The 15461-nt window shown below is 68.1% G+C and carries 14 protein-coding genes; 2 read left to right on the top strand and 12 right to left on the bottom strand.

The features are described 5' to 3' along the window. Positions 1-14: 14 nt before the first annotated feature. From AAFN88_RS04740 to AAFN88_RS04710, 7 genes are all read right to left on the bottom strand, one after another. Complete coding sequence (locus AAFN88_RS04740) at positions 15-2933, bottom strand: 2-oxoglutarate dehydrogenase E1 component (RefSeq protein WP_347518603.1); 2919 nt, start codon at positions 2931-2933, stop codon at positions 15-17. A gap of 61 nt (positions 2934-2994) precedes the next feature. Continuing rightward, positions 2995-3867 carry a succinate--CoA ligase subunit alpha gene (gene sucD, locus AAFN88_RS04735; protein WP_347518601.1) on the bottom strand — a complete coding sequence of 291 codons (873 nt, stop codon included), beginning with the start codon at positions 3865-3867 and terminating at the stop codon, positions 2995-2997. Then, the gene (sucC, locus tag AAFN88_RS04730; protein ID WP_347518600.1) at positions 3867-5063 is read right to left on the bottom strand and encodes an ADP-forming succinate--CoA ligase subunit beta; all 1197 of its coding nucleotides are present in this window, start codon (positions 5061-5063) and stop codon (positions 3867-3869) included. The genes sucD and sucC overlap by 1 nt, the downstream gene beginning before the upstream one ends. 314 nt (positions 5064-5377) lie before the next feature. Beyond that, positions 5378-6400: a malate dehydrogenase gene (mdh, locus tag AAFN88_RS04725; protein ID WP_347518599.1), complete on the bottom strand. Its 1023-nt coding sequence runs from the start codon at positions 6398-6400 to the stop codon at positions 5378-5380. Positions 6401-6606: 206 nt separating this feature from the next. Next, entirely contained in the window at positions 6607-7758 is a 1152-nt protein-coding gene (gene zapE, locus AAFN88_RS04720) for a cell division protein ZapE (protein WP_347518596.1), read from the bottom strand. 85 nt (positions 7759-7843) lie between these two features. Then, complete coding sequence (locus AAFN88_RS04715; RefSeq protein ID WP_347518595.1) at positions 7844-8590, bottom strand: SDR family oxidoreductase; 747 nt, start codon at positions 8588-8590, stop codon at positions 7844-7846. Between the two features lie 17 nt (positions 8591-8607). Beyond that, positions 8608-9522, bottom strand: coding sequence for a DMT family transporter (locus AAFN88_RS04710; protein WP_347518593.1), 915 nt, complete (start codon positions 9520-9522; stop codon positions 8608-8610). 182 nt (positions 9523-9704) lie between these two features. Here AAFN88_RS04710 and AAFN88_RS04705 point away from each other — a divergent pair, with 182 nt between their 5' ends. Beyond that, a complete protein-coding gene (locus AAFN88_RS04705; protein WP_347518591.1) occupies positions 9705-10406 on the top strand; it encodes a glutathione S-transferase N-terminal domain-containing protein in 702 nt (233 codons plus the stop codon). A 70-nt stretch (positions 10407-10476) separates the two neighbouring features. Here the strand turns inward: AAFN88_RS04705 and AAFN88_RS04700 are convergent, their stop codons facing one another. The 3 genes from AAFN88_RS04700 to AAFN88_RS04690 all read right to left on the bottom strand — a co-directional run bounded on the left by AAFN88_RS04700 (position 10477) and on the right by AAFN88_RS04690 (position 13211). Further along, the gene (locus AAFN88_RS04700; protein WP_347518590.1) at positions 10477-10845 is read right to left on the bottom strand and encodes a hypothetical protein; all 369 of its coding nucleotides are present in this window, start codon (positions 10843-10845) and stop codon (positions 10477-10479) included. Positions 10846-11043: 198 nt separating this feature from the next. Beyond that, positions 11044-12405: an SAF domain-containing protein gene (locus AAFN88_RS04695; protein WP_347518588.1), complete on the bottom strand. Its 1362-nt coding sequence runs from the start codon at positions 12403-12405 to the stop codon at positions 11044-11046. After that, entirely contained in the window at positions 12402-13211 is an 810-nt protein-coding gene (locus AAFN88_RS04690) for a phytanoyl-CoA dioxygenase family protein (RefSeq protein WP_347518586.1), read from the bottom strand. Before AAFN88_RS04690 ends, AAFN88_RS04695 begins: the two co-directional genes overlap by 4 nt. A 201-nt stretch (positions 13212-13412) precedes the next feature. Here AAFN88_RS04690 and AAFN88_RS04685 point away from each other — a divergent pair, with 201 nt between their 5' ends. Beyond that, on the top strand, positions 13413-13619 hold the full coding sequence (locus AAFN88_RS04685; protein WP_193367069.1) for a DUF6494 family protein: 207 nt from the start codon (positions 13413-13415) through the stop codon (positions 13617-13619). 18 nt (positions 13620-13637) lie between these two features. Here the strand turns inward: AAFN88_RS04685 and AAFN88_RS04680 are convergent, their stop codons facing one another. Next, on the bottom strand, positions 13638-14141 hold the full coding sequence (locus AAFN88_RS04680) for a DUF2269 domain-containing protein (protein WP_347518584.1): 504 nt from the start codon (positions 14139-14141) through the stop codon (positions 13638-13640). Further along, positions 14141-15430: an NAD(P)H-binding protein gene (locus tag AAFN88_RS04675; protein ID WP_347518582.1), complete on the bottom strand. Its 1290-nt coding sequence runs from the start codon at positions 15428-15430 to the stop codon at positions 14141-14143. The genes AAFN88_RS04680 and AAFN88_RS04675 overlap by 1 nt, the downstream gene beginning before the upstream one ends. Positions 15431-15461 lie beyond the last annotated feature (31 nt).

Here is a 15461-nt window from a genome sequence, read left to right as displayed (position 1 = left end):
AGGGGTCGGCGCGATTACTCGGCGGCCTGGCCTTTGCCCCCCATCCGTGCCTCGGTCTGCACCTTGCGCGATTCGATTCGGCCCATGCGCTTCTTACCCAGCGTGAGGGCATCGTCAAGCAGCGCGGCCTGCTCGTCGACATGGCGCTTGTGGGAACCGGTCGCCGGCGAGGCCGCGGAGGGCCGCCCAGCATAGCGCGGGCGCGGCTTGTCGAAGCCGATACTCTCGGCCACTTCCTCGATGAAGGTGGAAACGAAGGCCCAGGGCCCCATGTTGCGGGGTTCCTCCTGGCACCACACCAGATCGCAGTGCTTGTAGGGCTCCAGTTCCTGGGCCAGTGCGTCCACCGGGAAGGGGTAGAGCTGCTCCAGTCGCAGGAAGTGGATGTCCTTGACGCCGCGCTTCTCGCGCTCCTCCAGCAGGTCGTAGTAGACCTTGCCGGAACAGAGCACCACCTGCTTGGCGTCCTTGGGCGCGCTCGGCACCTTGTCGCAGTAGAGCACCCGGTGGAAGCAGCTTCCCGGGCCGAAGGACTCCAGATCCGAGACGCAGCGCTTGTGGCGCAGCAGCGACTTCGGCGTGAAGACGATCAGCGGCTTGCGGAACTCGCGGTGCAACTGGCGGCGCAGGACATGGAAATAGTTGGCCGGCGTGGTGCAGTTCACGACCTGCAGGTTGTCCTCGGCGCAGAGCTGCAGATAGCGTTCGATGCGCGCCGAGGAGTGCTCCGGCCCCTGCCCCTCGTAACCGTGCGGCAGCAGCATGACCACGCCCGAGAGGCGCAGCCACTTGGACTCGCCCGAGGCGATGAACTGATCGATGATGATCTGCGCGCCATTGGAGAAGTCGCCGAACTGCGCTTCCCAAGCCACCAGGGCACGCGGCTCGGCCAGGGAGTAGCCGTACTCGAAGCCCAGCACCGCCAACTCGCTGAGCGGCGAGTCGACGATCTCCAGGCGCGCCTGGTCGTCGCGCAGATGGGCCAAGGGCTTGTAGGTTTCCTCGGTCTTCTGGTCGATCAGCGCGGCATGGCGCTGCGAGAAGGTGCCGCGGTTGCTGTCCTGGCCGGAGAGGCGGACCGGATGGCCCTCCACCAGCAGGGTGCCGAAGGCCAGCGCCTCGGCGGTCGCCCAGTCGATATCCTTGCCGGTCTCGATCATCTTGCGCTTGGCGTCGAGCTGGCGCTGGATCTTGCGGTTGAGGTTGAAGTCGGCGGGCACCTTGGTCAGGCCCAGGCCGACCTCTTTCAGCACTTCCGGCGCCACCGCGGTCTTGCCGCGCCGCGGATCGAAGCCGCGCGCCACGTCGAGACCTGTCCAGGCGCCCTCCAGCCAGTCGGCCTTGTTGGGCTTGTAGGCCTTGGCGGTCTGGAAATCCTGCTCCAGACGGTCGTTCCACTCGGTGAAATCGCCGTCGACCTCGTCCTGAGTGCAGGTGCTCTCCTCGACCAGCTTCTGCCCATAGACCTGGCGCACCGTGCGGTGCTTGCCGATCGCCTTGTACATCAGCGGCTGGGTGAAGGCCGGCTCGTCGCCCTCGTTGTGGCCGAAGCGGCGGTAGCAGAACATGTCGATGATGACGTCCTTGTGGAACGTCTGGCGGAACTCCGTGGCGATCCGCGCGACATGGGTCACGGCTTCCGGGTCGTCGCCGTTCACGTGAAAGATCGGCGCCTGGATGATCTTGGCCACATCCGAGCAATAGGGGCCGGAGCGCGAGTTGATCGGATTGGTGGTGAAGCCGATCTGGTTGTTGACGATGAAGTGGATGGTGCCGCCGATGCGGTAGCCCTTCAGCTCGGAAAGATCGAGCGTCTCCGGCACCAGGCCCTGGCCCGCGAAGGCTGCGTCGCCGTGCATCAGCAGCGCCATGACCTCACTGCGGTCCTTGTACTTGCCCTGCTCCTGCTTGGCGCGGACCTTGCCGACCACCACCGGGTTCACCGCTTCAAGGTGCGAGGGGTTGGCGGTCAGCGAGAGGTGAATGCTGTTGCCGTCGAACTCGCGGTCCGAGGAGGTGCCCAGATGGTATTTCACGTCGCCCGACCCGCCGACGTCCTCGGGGTGGGCGGCACCGCCCTCGAACTCCGAGAAGATCGCCTGGAAGGGCTTGCCCATGAAGTTGGCCAGCACGTTGAGGCGGCCGCGGTGGGGCATGCCGATGACCACCTCTTTGAGGCCGAGCTGGCCGCCGCGCTTGAGGATCTGCTCCAGCGCCGGGATCATCGACTCGCCGCCGTCCAGCCCGAATCGCTTGGTGCCGGTGTACTTCTTGTTGAGGAACTGCTCGAAGGCCTCCGCCGCGGTCAGGCGCTCCAGAATGGCGCGCTTGCCGTTGACGGTGAAGTCCGGCTGGTTGCGGATCGATTCGATGCGCTCCTGGATCCAGGCCTTCTGCGCCGGGTCCTGGATGTGCATGAACTCGACGCCGATCGGCCCGCAGTAGGTGGCGCGCACGACTTCGACGATCTTGCGCAGCGAGGCGGTTTCCAGCCCCAGCACGTTGTCGATGAAGATCGGGCGGTCCATGTCCGCCTCGGTGAAGCCGTAGCTGCGCGGATCGAGCTCCGGATGAGGCTCGATCTTCTTCAGGCCGAGGGGATCGAGGTCGGCTTCCAGGTGCCCGCGCACGCGGTAGGCGCGGATGAGCATGAGAGCACGGATCGAATCCAGGGTCGCGGCCCGCACGCTGGCGTCGTTGACGTCCGCTCTCTCGGCCCCCGCCGCCAGGCCGGCCGCCGAAACAGAGCCCGCGGCAACGGCTACGGCGGCGCCAGGGGCGCCGCCGTTCAGCTTCTCGATCACCGCTCTGGCTTCGTCATCCAGGTCTGCGAAGAAGCTCCTCCACTCTTCGTCCAGAGATCCCGGATCCTGGATGAACTTGTGGTAGAGATCCGCAAGCATAGCCGCCTGGGATTCCGAATAGATCGTCATAGCCTTTCCCGGCCTGGGCCGGGCGAACCCAACCCCAGGCCGCCTTCCGCGTGTGGTGCTGCTAGCCCATAGCCTGCAGCATGGTCGAACCAAGACTGGCCGGTGAATCCGCCACCAGGAAACCGGCCGACTTAAGCGCTTCGATCTTGTCGCCGGCGCCGCCCTTGCCGCCGGCGATGATCGCCCCGGCATGGCCCATCCGGCGGCCCGGAGGCGCCGTAACGCCGGCGATGAAACCACAGATAGGTTTCTTAACCTTTGACGCCCGGTAGAATTCCGCGGCCTCTTCCTCTGCCGTTCCGCCGATTTCACCGATCATGATGATACCTTCGGTCTTGGGATCGGCAAGGAAGGCCTCCAGGCAATCGATGAAATTGGTGCCGTTCACCGGGTCGCCGCCGATGCCCACGCAGGTGGTCTGCCCCAGGCCGGCGGCCGTGGTCTGGGCCACGGCTTCATAGGTAAGCGTTCCTGAGCGCGATACCACCCCGATCTTGCCGGCCGAGTGGATATGGCCCGGCATGATGCCGATCTTGCACTCGTCCGGGGTGATGATGCCCGGGCAGTTCGGGCCGATGAGCCGCGAGGAGGACCCGGCGAGGGCGCGCTTCACCTTCACCATGTCGAGCACGGGAATGCCCTCGGTGATGCAGACGATGAGCTCGACCTCCGCGTCGATAGCCTCCAGGATGGCGTCACCCGCGAAGGGCGGCGGCACATAGATGACGCTGGCATTCGCGGCGGTCTTTTCAACCGCCTCGGCGACCGTGTCGTAGACCGGAAGGTCCAGATGGGTGGAGCCGCCCTTGCCCGGGGTCACGCCGCCGACCATCTTGGTGCCGTAGGCGATGGCCTGCTCGGAGTGGAAGGTGCCCTGGGCGCCGGTGAAGCCCTGGCAGATGACCTTGGTGTTCTTGTCGACCATCACGGACATTAGGCAGCCTCCCGCACGGCCTTGACCACCTTCTCGGCGGCATCGGCCAGATTGTCGGCAGAGACGATCGGCAGGCCCGAGTCGGCCAGGATCTTCTTGCCCAATTCCACGTTGGTTCCCTCCAGGCGCACCACCAGCGGCACGTGCAGTTCCACTTCCTTGGCCGCCGCGACCACGCCTTCGGCGATCACGTCGCAGCGCATGATGCCGCCGAAGATGTTGACCAGGATGCCCTCGACGTTGGGATCGGAGAGGATGATCTTGAAGGCCGCGGTGACCCGTTCCTTGGTAGCGCCGCCGCCGACATCCAGGAAGTTCGCCGGCTCGCTGCCGTACAGCTTGATGATGTCCATGGTGGCCATGGCCAGGCCGGCGCCGTTGACCATGCAGCCGACCTGCCCGTCGAGCTTGATGTAGTTCAGCTCGTGCTTGGCGGCCTCCAGCTCCATGGCGTCTTCTTCGTCCTCGTCGCGCATCTCGGCCACGTCCTTGTGACGGAACAGCGCGTTGTCGTCGAAGTTCATCTTGGCGTCCAGGGCGATGACCTCGCCGCCGCCGGTCACCACCAGCGGGTTGATCTCGACGATGGAGGCGTCCAGGGCGATGAAGGCGTTGTACATGGCCATCATGAACTTCACCGCCGCGGAGACCTGCTTGCCCTCCAGACCCAGGCCGAAGGCGATCTTGCGGCCGTGGAAGGGCATGAAGCCGGTGGCCGGATCGATGGCCAGCTTCAGGATCTTCTCCGGATGGGCCGCCGCGACCTCCTCGATCTCCATGCCGCCCTCGGTGGAGGCCATGAGGGTCACCCGGCTGGTCGCCCGGTCGATCAGCATGCCGAGATAGAGCTCGCGGGCGATGTCGCAGCCTTCCTCGATATAGAGGCGCTTGACCTCCTTGCCCGCCGGGCCGGTCTGCTTGGTGACCAGGGTGTGCCCCAGCATCTTGCCGGCGTTGGCCTTGACCTCGGCGACGGACTTCACGACGCGCACGCCGCCCGGTCCTTCCGGATCGTCCTGGAACCGGCCGGCGCCGCGGCCGCCGGCATGGATCTGGGATTTAACGACCCAGAGCGACCCGCCCAGATCGTTTGCCGCTTTCTCGGCTTCCTCAGGCGTAAAAGCAACCGCCCCCCGGGGCACCGCTACACCGTACTTCGCCAACAGGCTCTTGGCCTGATACTCATGGATGTTCATTGACCGTCGCTTCAGTTTGGTTGGTGAAGATCAGGCATACCGGACAGGGCATTCCCAAGTGTTGTTCATGTAATCGCGTGAAACCCGCGCCGTCCCCCGCAATCCTCCGGCGCTTTCGCCGGATCCTCATTCAGGCCGGCGCAAGCGCCGGGATCGCTGTGTTCGAGCAGTGTCCGGGACCCGCGTTACCTTACCACCACGCACCCCCAGCGCAACCAGGCGAAAGCCTTGAAAAGTGCCGTTTTTCGGTCCGAAATTCGGCCCAGTTCCGGGCTTTATTTCAATCCAGTTGCGACAGACCTCTTGTTTCCCAACTACTTCTTCTTCGCTGCTTTCTTACTGGTCTTTTTAGTTGACGACTTCTTTGCGCCGGCCTTGCCCGCGGCCTTCATCATGCCCTTGCAGGTGTCGACCAGGCCGGAGACGGCGGCCACGGACTTGTCGAGCATCTTCTGCTCGGATTTGTTGAGATCCAGTTCGACGATGCGCTCGACGCCCTTGGCGCCCAGCACCACCGGCACGCCGACGTAGAGGTTCTTGATACCGTACTGGCCGCTCAGGTGAGCGGCGCAGGGCAGCACCCGCTTCTTGTCCTTCAGGTAGGACTCGGCCATGAGGATGGCCGAGGAGGCCGGCGCATAGAAGGCCGAGCCGGTCTTCAGCAGGCCGACGATCTCGGCGCCGCCGTCGCGGGTGCGCTGGACGATCTGGTCCAGGCGGTCCTTCTTCAGCCAGCCCATCTTGATGAGGTCCGGCAGCGGGACGCCGGCGACGGTGGAGTAGCGCGGCATCGGCACCATGGTGTCGCCGTGGCCGCCCAGCACGAAGGCGCTGACGTCCTCCACGGAGACGTTCATCTCCTCGGCCAGGAAGTAACGGAAGCGTGCCGAGTCCAGCACGCCGGCCATGCCGACCACCTTGTGGGCGGGCAGGCCGCTGGCCTGCTGCAGCACCCAGACCATGGCGTCGAGGGGATTGGTGATGCAGATCACGAAGGCGTTGGGGCAGTTCTTCCGGATGCCCTCGCCCACCGCGTTCATCACCTTGATGTTGATGGCCAGCAGGTCGTCGCGGCTCATGCCCGGCTTGCGCGCGACGCCGGCGGTGACGATGACCACGTCGGCGCCCTTGATCGCCTTGTAGTCGCTGGCGCCGACGAACTTCGCGTCGTAGGCCTCCACCGGGGTCGACTCGGCCAGATCCAGCGCCTTGCCCTGCGGCACGCCGTCGATGATGTCGAAGAGGACGACGTCACCCAGTTCCTTCAAGCCGGCGAGCAACGCCAGGGTACCGCCGATATTGCCGGCGCCGACCAGCGCGATCTTATTGCGAGCCATGTTTTTCGTTTCCCCCATCGGTGAGAGCGGTCGAGAAAAGGAAGCCGTCCGAGGGCTCCCGAGAGAACCTGTTGGGCACCGCGGGGCGCGGTCTTTCGTTGCGCTGCGGCATCGCCCGGTTTCCTAGCGCGATTCAGCAGCCGTCGCAAGGCGACAGGGCCAGGAATTTGCAGATGCGAAACCCCAGGGCGGCAAATCGGCCTTCCTCAGGTCATATGCGCCTTGGCGATATAGTCGGCCGAGCGCATTTCCTGCAGGCGGCTGACCGTGCGCTGGAATTCCACCGCCCCGTCGCCGGAGGAATAGAGGCGCTCCGGCGGCGCCTCGGCGGAGACCACCAGCTTCACCCGGTGCTCGTAGAGGGCGTCGATCAGGGTCATGAAGCGCCGCGCCTCGTTGCGCTTCGCCGCCGAGAGCTGCGGCACGCCCGACAGCACCACCGTGTGGAACAGCCCGGCGATGGCCAGGTAGTCGCCCGGCCCCAGGGGCCGTTCGCACAGCCCGGCGAAGGAAAAACGCGCCACGCCGCGCGCGGCCAGCGGCACCGGGATCTCGCGGCCCTTGTAGATGACCTGGTCCGGTGCCGCCGCCGCGCCTTCCGTCAGCTCGGCGAAGGCCTTGTCCAGGGCCGCCTCGGCGCGCGGCCCCAGGGGCGCGTGGTAGGCGGTGATGTCCTTCAGGCGCTTGAGGCGGTAATCGACGCCGCTGTCGAGTTCGAGAACGTCCAGGCGCCGCTTCACCAGCGCGATGAAGGGCTCGAAGCGATCGCGCTGCAGGCCGCCCTCGTAGAGACGGCCCGGGGGCCAGTTGGAGGTGGCGACGACCACCACGCCCTTGTCGAAGAGAGTCTCGAAGAGACGTCCCAGGATCATGGCGTCGGCGATGTTGACGACGTGGAACTCGTCGAAGCAGAGCAGCCAGGCCTCCTCGGCCAAGGCCCCGGCGATCACCGGCAGCGGGTCGCCCTTGTCCTTGTTGGCCGGGTCCTGGCGCCAGGCGTGCAGGCGGTCCTGGACCTCCTGCATGAAGGCGTGGAAGTGCACCCGGCGCTTCTTCTCCAAGGGCGCCGTGTCGAAGAAGATGTCCATCAGCATGGACTTGCCGGTGCCGACGCTGCCGAAGATGTAGAGGCCCTGGGGCGGCTCCTCGCGGCGCCGCGCCAGGCCCAGACGCGCCTTCCAGCCGCCACCGCCGCCGGCCGGCCGGTAGCCGCGCAGGGCGTTGTGCAGGGACTGCAGCTTCTCCGCCGCCAGTTCCTGGCCGGGGTCGTGGCGCAGATCGCCCTCGCGGCGCCGCGCGCGGTAGGCCGCCAGCGGTCCGTCAGGCGTGTCCGATTCCGGTCTTGCACCCTGCCCCATGGCGCCGTTGTTTAAGCCAAAGCCGCCCGCAGGGGAAGAGCCAGCCCCCAAGGCCAGCCCCGGCGCCGGGGACCGACGCAGTCCCCTAACGCCCGCCCGTCACGCGCAGCACGGCGCCGTTGGTGAAGGAGGCCTTCCCGCTCAGCAGCCAGAGCACCGCCTCGGCGATCTCCTCGGGCTCGCCCGGGCGGCCCATGGGTGTCTGCGGCGGCAGGGTCTCCAGGCGGTCGGGCAGGCCGGAATCGGCGTGCAGCTCGGTGCGGATGAGGCCGGGAGCCACGGCATTGACGCGCAGGCCGTCGCGCGCGTTCTCCTGCGCCAGGCCCAGGGTCAGGGTGTCCACCGCGGCCTTGGAGGCGGCATACCAGACGAAGGTGTCGGCGCTGCCCAGGGTCGCGGCGCCGGAGGAGATGTTGACGATGGCCCCGCCCCGGCCGCCGTGGCGCCGGGCCATGCGCCGAACCGCCGCCTGGCAGCACCACATGACACCCAGCACGTTCAGTTCGATGACGTCGCGCAGGGTCTGCGCGGACGCCTCTTCCAGCTTGCCGGCGCGCCCGGTGATGCCGGCGTTGTTGACCAGAGCCCCCAGCGGCGGCAGCGCCGCGTCGACAGCGGCGAACAGCCTTTCCACTTCCTCCTGGCGCGCGACGTCGGCCTGCAGCGCCACGGCCCGGCCGCCGGCACTTTCGATCTCCTCGACCACCGCCTCGGCGGCCGCGGCGTCGCTGCGGTAGTTGACGCAGACCGCGTAGCCGGCGGCCGCCCCCAGCCGCGCCACGGCGGCGCCGATGCCCCGGCCGCCGCCGGTCACCAAGAGCGTTTCCGCCATCGCAGCGCCTCCCCTCGCTATTCCGCGGCGGCTTGCGGCCGCGCCCCGCGCGCTCTCAACAGCACCAGCAGATTGCCCATCATCACCAGGGCGACCCCGGCCAGCGCCGTGGGCGTCCAGACATAGTCTTCCACCACCGTCGAGATGGCCAGGGCGACCAGGGGGAAGAGCACCGTGGCGTAGGCCGCGCGGTCGGCGCCGATGCGCCCCAGCAGCGTGAGGTAGGCGCCGAAGGCGAGCACCGAGCCGCAGAGCGCCAGATAGAGCAGGCCGCCCAGGTAGGCCGGCGCGGTGTCGAGAATGAAGGGAGCGCCGCCGAGCAGCGCCAGCAGGTACATGCCGGCGGCGCCGTAGGCCATGCCCCAGGCGTTGCAGGACAGCACCGGCAGGCCGAGCATCTGGGCCCGCGCCGAGGCGATGTTGCCGAGCGAGAAGCACAGCGTACCGGCCAGCGCCAGCAGCAGCCCCAGGCTGCCGTCGTCGGCGAGGTCGAAGCGGCTGACCTCCGGCCAGAACAGCACGACGATGCCCGCGACCCCCAGGCTCGCGGCGGCTAGGGTGCGCGGCGCCGCGCGGCGGCCCAGGAGGATGCGCCCGTTGATGATGTTCATCACCACCGTCATCGAGAAGACCACCGCCAGCAGGCCGGAGGTCACGAAGGCGGCCGCCCGGTAGAAGAAATAGAAATTGAAGGAGAACATGCAGATCCCCATGGCCGCCATCAGCAGATGGACGCGCAGGCCGAAGCCGAGCCGCTGGCGCGCGGCGCGCGCCCAGAGGAACACGACGGCGGCGGCCAGCGTGAAGCGGTAGGCGACGGAGACCTCCGGCGCCACCGGCCCGACCTGGTACTTCATGACGATCCAGGTCGTGCCCCAGATCAGCACCGTGGCGCCGTAGAGTCCCAGGTCGAAGAAAGGCGAGTTGCGCATGGGCGGGGCGCTTTTCCGCGGGCTTGGCTGGTCGTGACAGGTTTGGAGCCCGCAGCGGAGAGAAAAGGCCGCGGCGGGTGGCGGCAGCATAGCCCGGCCCCGGAAAGACCGACAACAAAAGCATTGTCCGCCGACAATGCGCCCGCCACCATTGCGCCTCCTGTCACCGGCAAGACGGCACCATGTCCCTGGTTCTCTATGAAAGGCTTTGCGCCGACGACCGGCGGCCCAGCCCCTTCTGCTGGCGCGCGCGCCTGGCCTTGGCCCACAAGGGCCTGACGCCGGAGCTCCGCGCGATCGGGTTCACCGAAAGCGAGGAGGTCGCCTTCAGCGGCCAGGCCGAAGTGCCGGTGCTGATCGACGGCGACGCGGTGGTCCACGACAGCTGGGCCATCGCCTGCCACCTGGAGGATGCCTATCCAGAGGCGCCCAGCCTCTTCGACGGGCCCGGCGGCCGGGCCCTGTCGCGCCTGGTCAATCACTGGGTGGATCACAGCCTGCAGCGCGCCCTGGCGCCGATCCTCTCCCCCTATCTGCTGGCGAGCGTGCGGCCCGAAGACCGCGCCTACTACCGCCGCAGCCGGGAGACCCAGTTCGGGATGACCATGGAGCAGCTCGCAGTGCGCCGTCCGGCACTGCTGGAGGCCCTGCACCCGGTGCTGGAGCCGCTGCGCCAGAGGCTGGCCGAGACGTCCTTCCTCTGCGGCGAACGTCCCGCCTATGCCGACTATCTCGTCTTTGGGGAATTCCAGCTCGCGCGCTCGGTCTGCGACGTCGATCTCCTGGGCGCCGACGAGGGGGCGCTGCGCGGCTGGCGGAGCTGCATGCTGGATCTCCACGGCGGCCTGGCCCGTTCGGTCACGGCCTTCGAGACCGCAGCCTAGAGGTTCGCGGCCTAGAGCTTCCCGGCCTAGAGATTCACGGCCTGGAGGTCCGCCGCGCCGCCGCGGCGGCTCAGACCACCGGGTCCTCGGCGAGCAGCACCGGCACCGTGCTCCAGCCTTCGCCGGAACTCACCAGGCAGGTCGGGCCGTTGGGGATGGTCACGATGATGGTCCAGCTTCCCGAAGGACTGGCCAGCACTTCCAACAGGCTGCCGGTCGCGGTGACGCCCCGGCTGACCGGCTGCTCCTCGTAGCGGCTGGACAGGCGCTCGAGCACGGCCTCGCGCGCGCCGCAGGTCGAGGGCTCGGCGGCAGCGGCCGGGGCCGGCTGGCCGACGAGGGCCAGGATCGCGGCCAAACCCAGAAAGACCGCCGAAACCGGAGCGGCAGCGGCCGCCAAACGGCGGCGGACGTCGCGGGATGACTGGGTCTTGGACATGGCTTGGCCTCCTCTTCCTCACCTCCGGCGCAGCATCTCGAGACAAAAGCCGGCGGCGGAGCGCCCGGATGGCCCGGGCTTCGGGTGTCACTATCCCTTGGTCGCGGAAAAGGCGCGGTGGGTTTTGCCACACGGCAAAAAAAAATTCCTTCTCAGGAAAACAAACCTACTTCGCGCCGTTGCCGGAGGAAGGCCGCCTCATTCGGCGGCGTTTTCCACCGAGGCGGCAAAGCGCCGCTCCATCTCGCGGCGGCAGGCGACGGTGGCGTCGCCGGCATCGACGATCACGTCCTTCCAGGTGAGGCTCTGACCGCGGGGCACCGGGCGGGCCAGCTTCACGCCCTGGGCGAGGCCCAGCGGCAGCCCGCCGGCGGCCAGGGACTCCGCGGCCGGGCAGAGCTTGCCCCAGACCGTGTAGCCGCCCTCGCCGTCCAGCGTCTCGCCGGCCTTGAGGTCGCGCTTGGCCGTGGCCACCACGTCGCCGCGCCAGTCGCGCGCCGTGCCGGTGGCCTGGCCGTGCAGCGCGGCCTGCGCCACCGAGATGCCGAGTTCCAGCCCGATCAGGTGATAGGGCTTGTACATCGCGGCATAGCGGCCGCTGCTGTCGGTCGCGAGGCCGTACTCCCGGAAACAGCGCCGCGCATAGGCGGTCGGCGCCTCGAAGACCACATAGACGCCCCAGCGCAGGTCGCGTTCGATGGCGCGGCCGTCGCGCTCCAGGCTGGAGATCACCTCGACCTGCCCCTTGTGGGCCAGCACGCCGCCCTCGCTCAGCGGCTTCAGCACCTCGGCCAGGTCGTCGCAGGACACCGGCGGGAACTCCAGGCCGCCGGCCGCCGGCGCCAGGGCGCAGGCGTTGGCCACGGCGGCCATCTCGATGGCCGACTTGGTGCCGTCCATGAAGGAGTTGAACATCTGCGCGTTCATGCCGCCCTTGGCTGCCTCCTCGGCGGTGATGCCGTAGTGATCCCAGACGTCGTCGGGCGTCAGATCGTGGTAGCTGGGCAGGTACTTGGTGCCCTTGCCGGCGGCGACGACCTGAAAGCCGCAGGTCCGCGCCCAGTCCACCATCTCGGCGATCAGCGCCGGCTGGTCGCCGTAGGCGAGGCTGTAGACCAGGCCCGCCTCCCGCGCCTCGGCCGCCAGCAGCGGTCCGGCCAGGGCGTCGGCCTCCACGTTGACCATGACCATGTGCTTGCCGCTCTTCCGGGCGAGGCGCGCGTGGCGGATGCCGGCGGGCGGATGGCCGGTGGCATCGATGACGACCTCGATCTCCGGCGCCGCGAAAACCGCCGCCGCGTCGTCGGTCACCCAGGTGGTGGCGTCCTTCAGGGCGTCGCCCAGGCCGCCGGCGCCATACTGTTCCGCCGGCCAGCCGGTGGCCTGCAGCGATTGCCGCGCCTTTTCGACGTTCAGGTCGGCGACGATGGCGACATGGAACCCGGGGGTGAGCCGCGCCTGAGCCAGGAACATGGAGCCGAACTTGCCGGCGCCGATGAGGGCGACGCGGATCGGGCGGTTCTCGGCGGCGCGCGCCTGGAGAAGGTGGTGCAGGTTCATGAGGCTTCCTTACCGCGCGACTCTTGAGCTGCGGCCAGCGCGCTGAGGCAGTCGTCGGCCAAGGGCTCGATGGGGGTGAAGTCACGGTGGGCCACCCACTCCGGGCGTTGGAAACGGCGGATGTGGTTGTCCACGTGACAGAGGCTCAGATAGACGATGGTGCGGCCCCAGGGGCTGATGTTGGGCGGGCTGGCGTGCACCAGGTTGCAGTGGAACATCAGCACCGAGCCGGCCGGGCCGGTCGGCGCAACGACGCCCCCCGCCTCGGCCAGGCGCGTCACCGTCTCGCGGTCCAGCGTCCACAACGGGTAGGAGGTGGTCTCCAGGTCGTGCCCGGCGGCCTGGACGCCCTGTTTGTGGCTGCGCGGGATGAAGATCAGCGGCCCGTTGGCGGCGGTCACCTCGTCCAGGAAGACCGAGATGTTCATGGCCCGCGGCTCCGGCATCTCGTCGTCGCGCGCCCAGGTGCCGTAGTCCTGATGCCACTGCCAGACCTCGCCGTCGAAGGCCGCCTTGGCGTTGACCTTGTACTGGTGCAGGTAGACCGGGCCGTCGAGGATCTGCATCACCGGCTCCACCAGGCGCGGGTGCAGCCCCAGGCAGCGGAAAGGCTCGCTGTAGCTTTGCGCGGCGAAGGCGGTGCGCGGCACGCCGGAGCTTTCGCGCCAGACCTCCTCGCGGTCCAGTCCGTAGACCCGTGCCGCCTCCCGACGCAGCAGGGCGGTTTCCTCTTCCGAGAAGACGCCGGGCAGGAAGAGATAGCCTTCGCGGTCGAATTCCTCGAGTTGTGCGGGACTGAGTTTCATGGCGGCGCTCCTCCATCGACCGGCGGCCTGTCTGATCCGCCGGGATCTGCCGTGTCGCCTCTTCCGGGCCCTGGCTCCGATTAGCTTTCCGCAGCCGCCCACGCTTGGCAACCGCGTTTCGGGAATGCGAGACCTTTCCATTCGGCATGGGGGCCGCTATCTAAAGAGGTGAACAAAACCCCAGGATGAAAGAGGCGGAGAATGGACGAAGAAGTCTTCAACATGGAACTGCGCAAGTTCCTGAAGAAGGTCGGCGTGACCTCCCAGCGCGAGATCGAGAACGCCGTGCGCGCGGCCCTGGAAGGCGGCAAGCTGAAAGGTTCCGAGACCCTGAAGGTGAAGGCCGTGCTCTCCATCGAGGGCCTGGACCTCAGCCACGACATCGACGGCGAGATCAAGCTCGGCTGAAGCCCTTCCGTCCGGCGCTCACCACAGCGCCGGCTTGGCCACCATCAGGACGATGACGACGGCGAGGCAGCCGAAGCCGACCCAGCCGAGCCGCACCCAGAGCCGGAAGCGGTTGAGGAAGGCCTCGGGCAGCCCGCTGTTGCTGCGCAGGGCCAGCGCCGCCAGCTTCGCCATGTCGATCTGCAGCGCCACCACCACCAGCCAGGCGACGCCGGCAACGCCGTAGAGCAGGTAGCTGACGAGGAGCCAAGGCTCGGCGTAGCCGTAGCCGGCGAGGTGGACCAACCACAGGCCGCTCGCCGGCTGCAGCACCGCCGCCGGCGTCGTGAACAGCCAGTCGGCCAGCACCACCTGGCGGGCGACGCGGGCGATGCCCGCGACGTCGGCGCTGCGGCAGGCCGTGTACATCTGAAAAGCGGTGCCCAGCCCGACGCCGTACAGCACGATGGCACTGACGATGTGCAGGCCCCTGGCGACCAGATAGGCATCGGGCAGATAGGCTTCGGGCAGATAGACGTCCATCAGCGCTCCTCCGCCAAGATGCCCTGCACCAGAACCAGCACGAGGATCGGCAGGTTCTTCACAAGCGGCCCGAAAGGATCGCCCCAGAGGTGCGGCGCGATGACGGTGAGCACGAATGTGTAGCCGACGATCACGGCGAGTTGTACGGCAAGGGTCGCACGCGGCCGCCAGTTCGCGGCGAGAAGCCCCGCGATGGCGAGATCCAGCAGCGCCGCGGCCAGGGCCAAGGCCGTAGCGAGAACCGGCGGAAAACCTGCAGCGCCCAGCAGCGGCACGGCGAAGGTGCCCATCGTCCACAGACCGAGCAGGCCCGAAACCAGCCACAGCAGCACCAGCACCGCCCGCAGCAGCGGGCGCAGCAGGTAGAGGCGGGCGTGCCAGAGGTCCTGGGTCTGGGCCGGGCGGCGGCGCAGGCTTTCGGCCAGGGTAGCGGGCCGGAAGCCGATGGTCTCGATGAAGCCGGTCTCCTGGCCGACGTTGCCGTATTCGATCTGCTTCAGCGAGGTGGTGGTGAGCGGGCCGCGCCCGAAAAGATCACCCAGGCGGCACAGCAAGCGGACGAGCGCCAGGGGGATGTGCAGCGGGCGCGCCGGCGGACGGCCCAGCCAGGCGCGGTAGCGGGCAACAATGTCTTTCACCGTCTCGGCCTGTGGCCCCACCGGCTCCAAGGTGCGCCGCGCCAGGTCGGCGCGCGTCAGGCACTCCAAGACGGTCCTGGCGAGGTCTTCGACGTGCAGCGGCCGGAAGGCCTGCCCGCCCCGGCCCACCAGCGGCGTGACGAAGGGGAAGACCGCCAGGGCGCGCAGCATGGCGGTGCCGCCGTAGGCGCCCTCGCCGTAGATCAGCGAGGGGCGCAGCACCACCCAGTCGAGGTCGAGGCCGCGCAGGTGGTCGTCGGCCTGCTTCTTGGTGCGGGCGTAGTCGGTGCCCGCCGCGTCGTCGGCGCTGATGGCGGAGATCTGGATGACCCGCCTCACCCCGGCTTCCAGACAGGCATTGTAGAGCGCCGCCGGGGCCAGGTGGTGGATCGCCGCCATGTCCTGGCCGCGCCCGCCCTGCAGCACCCCCGCGCAGTTGATGACGGCGTCCACGCCGGCCAGGCGCGGCCGCCAGTCCGCCGGCGTGACGTCTCGGTTCAAGTCGGCGGCGACGGTTTCGATATCGGGAAAGCGCGCCGCCAGTGCCGCCGGATCGCGCACGGCGGCGACGACCTCATGCCCCGCCGCGATCAGCGCGGCGGTCAGATGGGCGCCGATGAACCCGTTGGCGCCGGTCAGCAGAACACGCATGGAGCCCCCCAGGAACCACTTCCAGGGAGTC

It is taken from the genome of Pelagibius sp. CAU 1746 (assembly GCF_039839785.1).
Classification (GTDB): domain Bacteria; phylum Pseudomonadota; class Alphaproteobacteria; order Kiloniellales; family Kiloniellaceae; genus Pelagibius.
Note: the sequence above shows the minus strand (reverse complement) of the source record. Positions and strands in the feature narration are given on the sequence as shown.

Bases quoted from the DNA above. Each gene is read 5' to 3' on its own strand.
- AAFN88_RS04740 (WP_347518603.1), bottom strand. From the start codon at position 2,933: ATGACGATCTATTCGGAATCCCAGGCGGCTATGCTTGCGGATCTCTAC.
- sucD (WP_347518601.1), bottom strand. From the start codon at position 3,867: ATGTCCGTGATGGTCGACAAGAACACCAAGGTCATCTGCCAGGGCTTC.
- sucC (WP_347518600.1), bottom strand. From the start codon at position 5,063: ATGAACATCCATGAGTATCAGGCCAAGAGCCTGTTGGCGAAGTACGGT.
- mdh (WP_347518599.1), bottom strand. From the start codon at position 6,400: ATGGCTCGCAATAAGATCGCGCTGGTCGGCGCCGGCAATATCGGCGGT.
- zapE (WP_347518596.1), bottom strand. From the start codon at position 7,758: ATGGGGCAGGGTGCAAGACCGGAATCGGACACGCCTGACGGACCGCTG.
- AAFN88_RS04715 (WP_347518595.1), bottom strand. From the start codon at position 8,590: ATGGCGGAAACGCTCTTGGTGACCGGCGGCGGCCGGGGCATCGGCGCC.
- AAFN88_RS04710 (WP_347518593.1), bottom strand. From the start codon at position 9,522: ATGCGCAACTCGCCTTTCTTCGACCTGGGACTCTACGGCGCCACGGTG.
- AAFN88_RS04705 (WP_347518591.1), top strand. From the start codon at position 9,705: ATGTCCCTGGTTCTCTATGAAAGGCTTTGCGCCGACGACCGGCGGCCC.
- AAFN88_RS04700 (WP_347518590.1), bottom strand. From the start codon at position 10,845: ATGTCCAAGACCCAGTCATCCCGCGACGTCCGCCGCCGTTTGGCGGCC.
- AAFN88_RS04695 (WP_347518588.1), bottom strand. From the start codon at position 12,405: ATGAACCTGCACCACCTTCTCCAGGCGCGCGCCGCCGAGAACCGCCCG.
- AAFN88_RS04690 (WP_347518586.1), bottom strand. From the start codon at position 13,211: ATGAAACTCAGTCCCGCACAACTCGAGGAATTCGACCGCGAAGGCTAT.
- AAFN88_RS04685 (WP_193367069.1), top strand. From the start codon at position 13,413: ATGGACGAAGAAGTCTTCAACATGGAACTGCGCAAGTTCCTGAAGAAG.
- AAFN88_RS04680 (WP_347518584.1), bottom strand. From the start codon at position 14,141: ATGGACGTCTATCTGCCCGAAGCCTATCTGCCCGATGCCTATCTGGTC.
- AAFN88_RS04675 (WP_347518582.1), bottom strand. From the start codon at position 15,430: ATGCGTGTTCTGCTGACCGGCGCCAACGGGTTCATCGGCGCCCATCTG.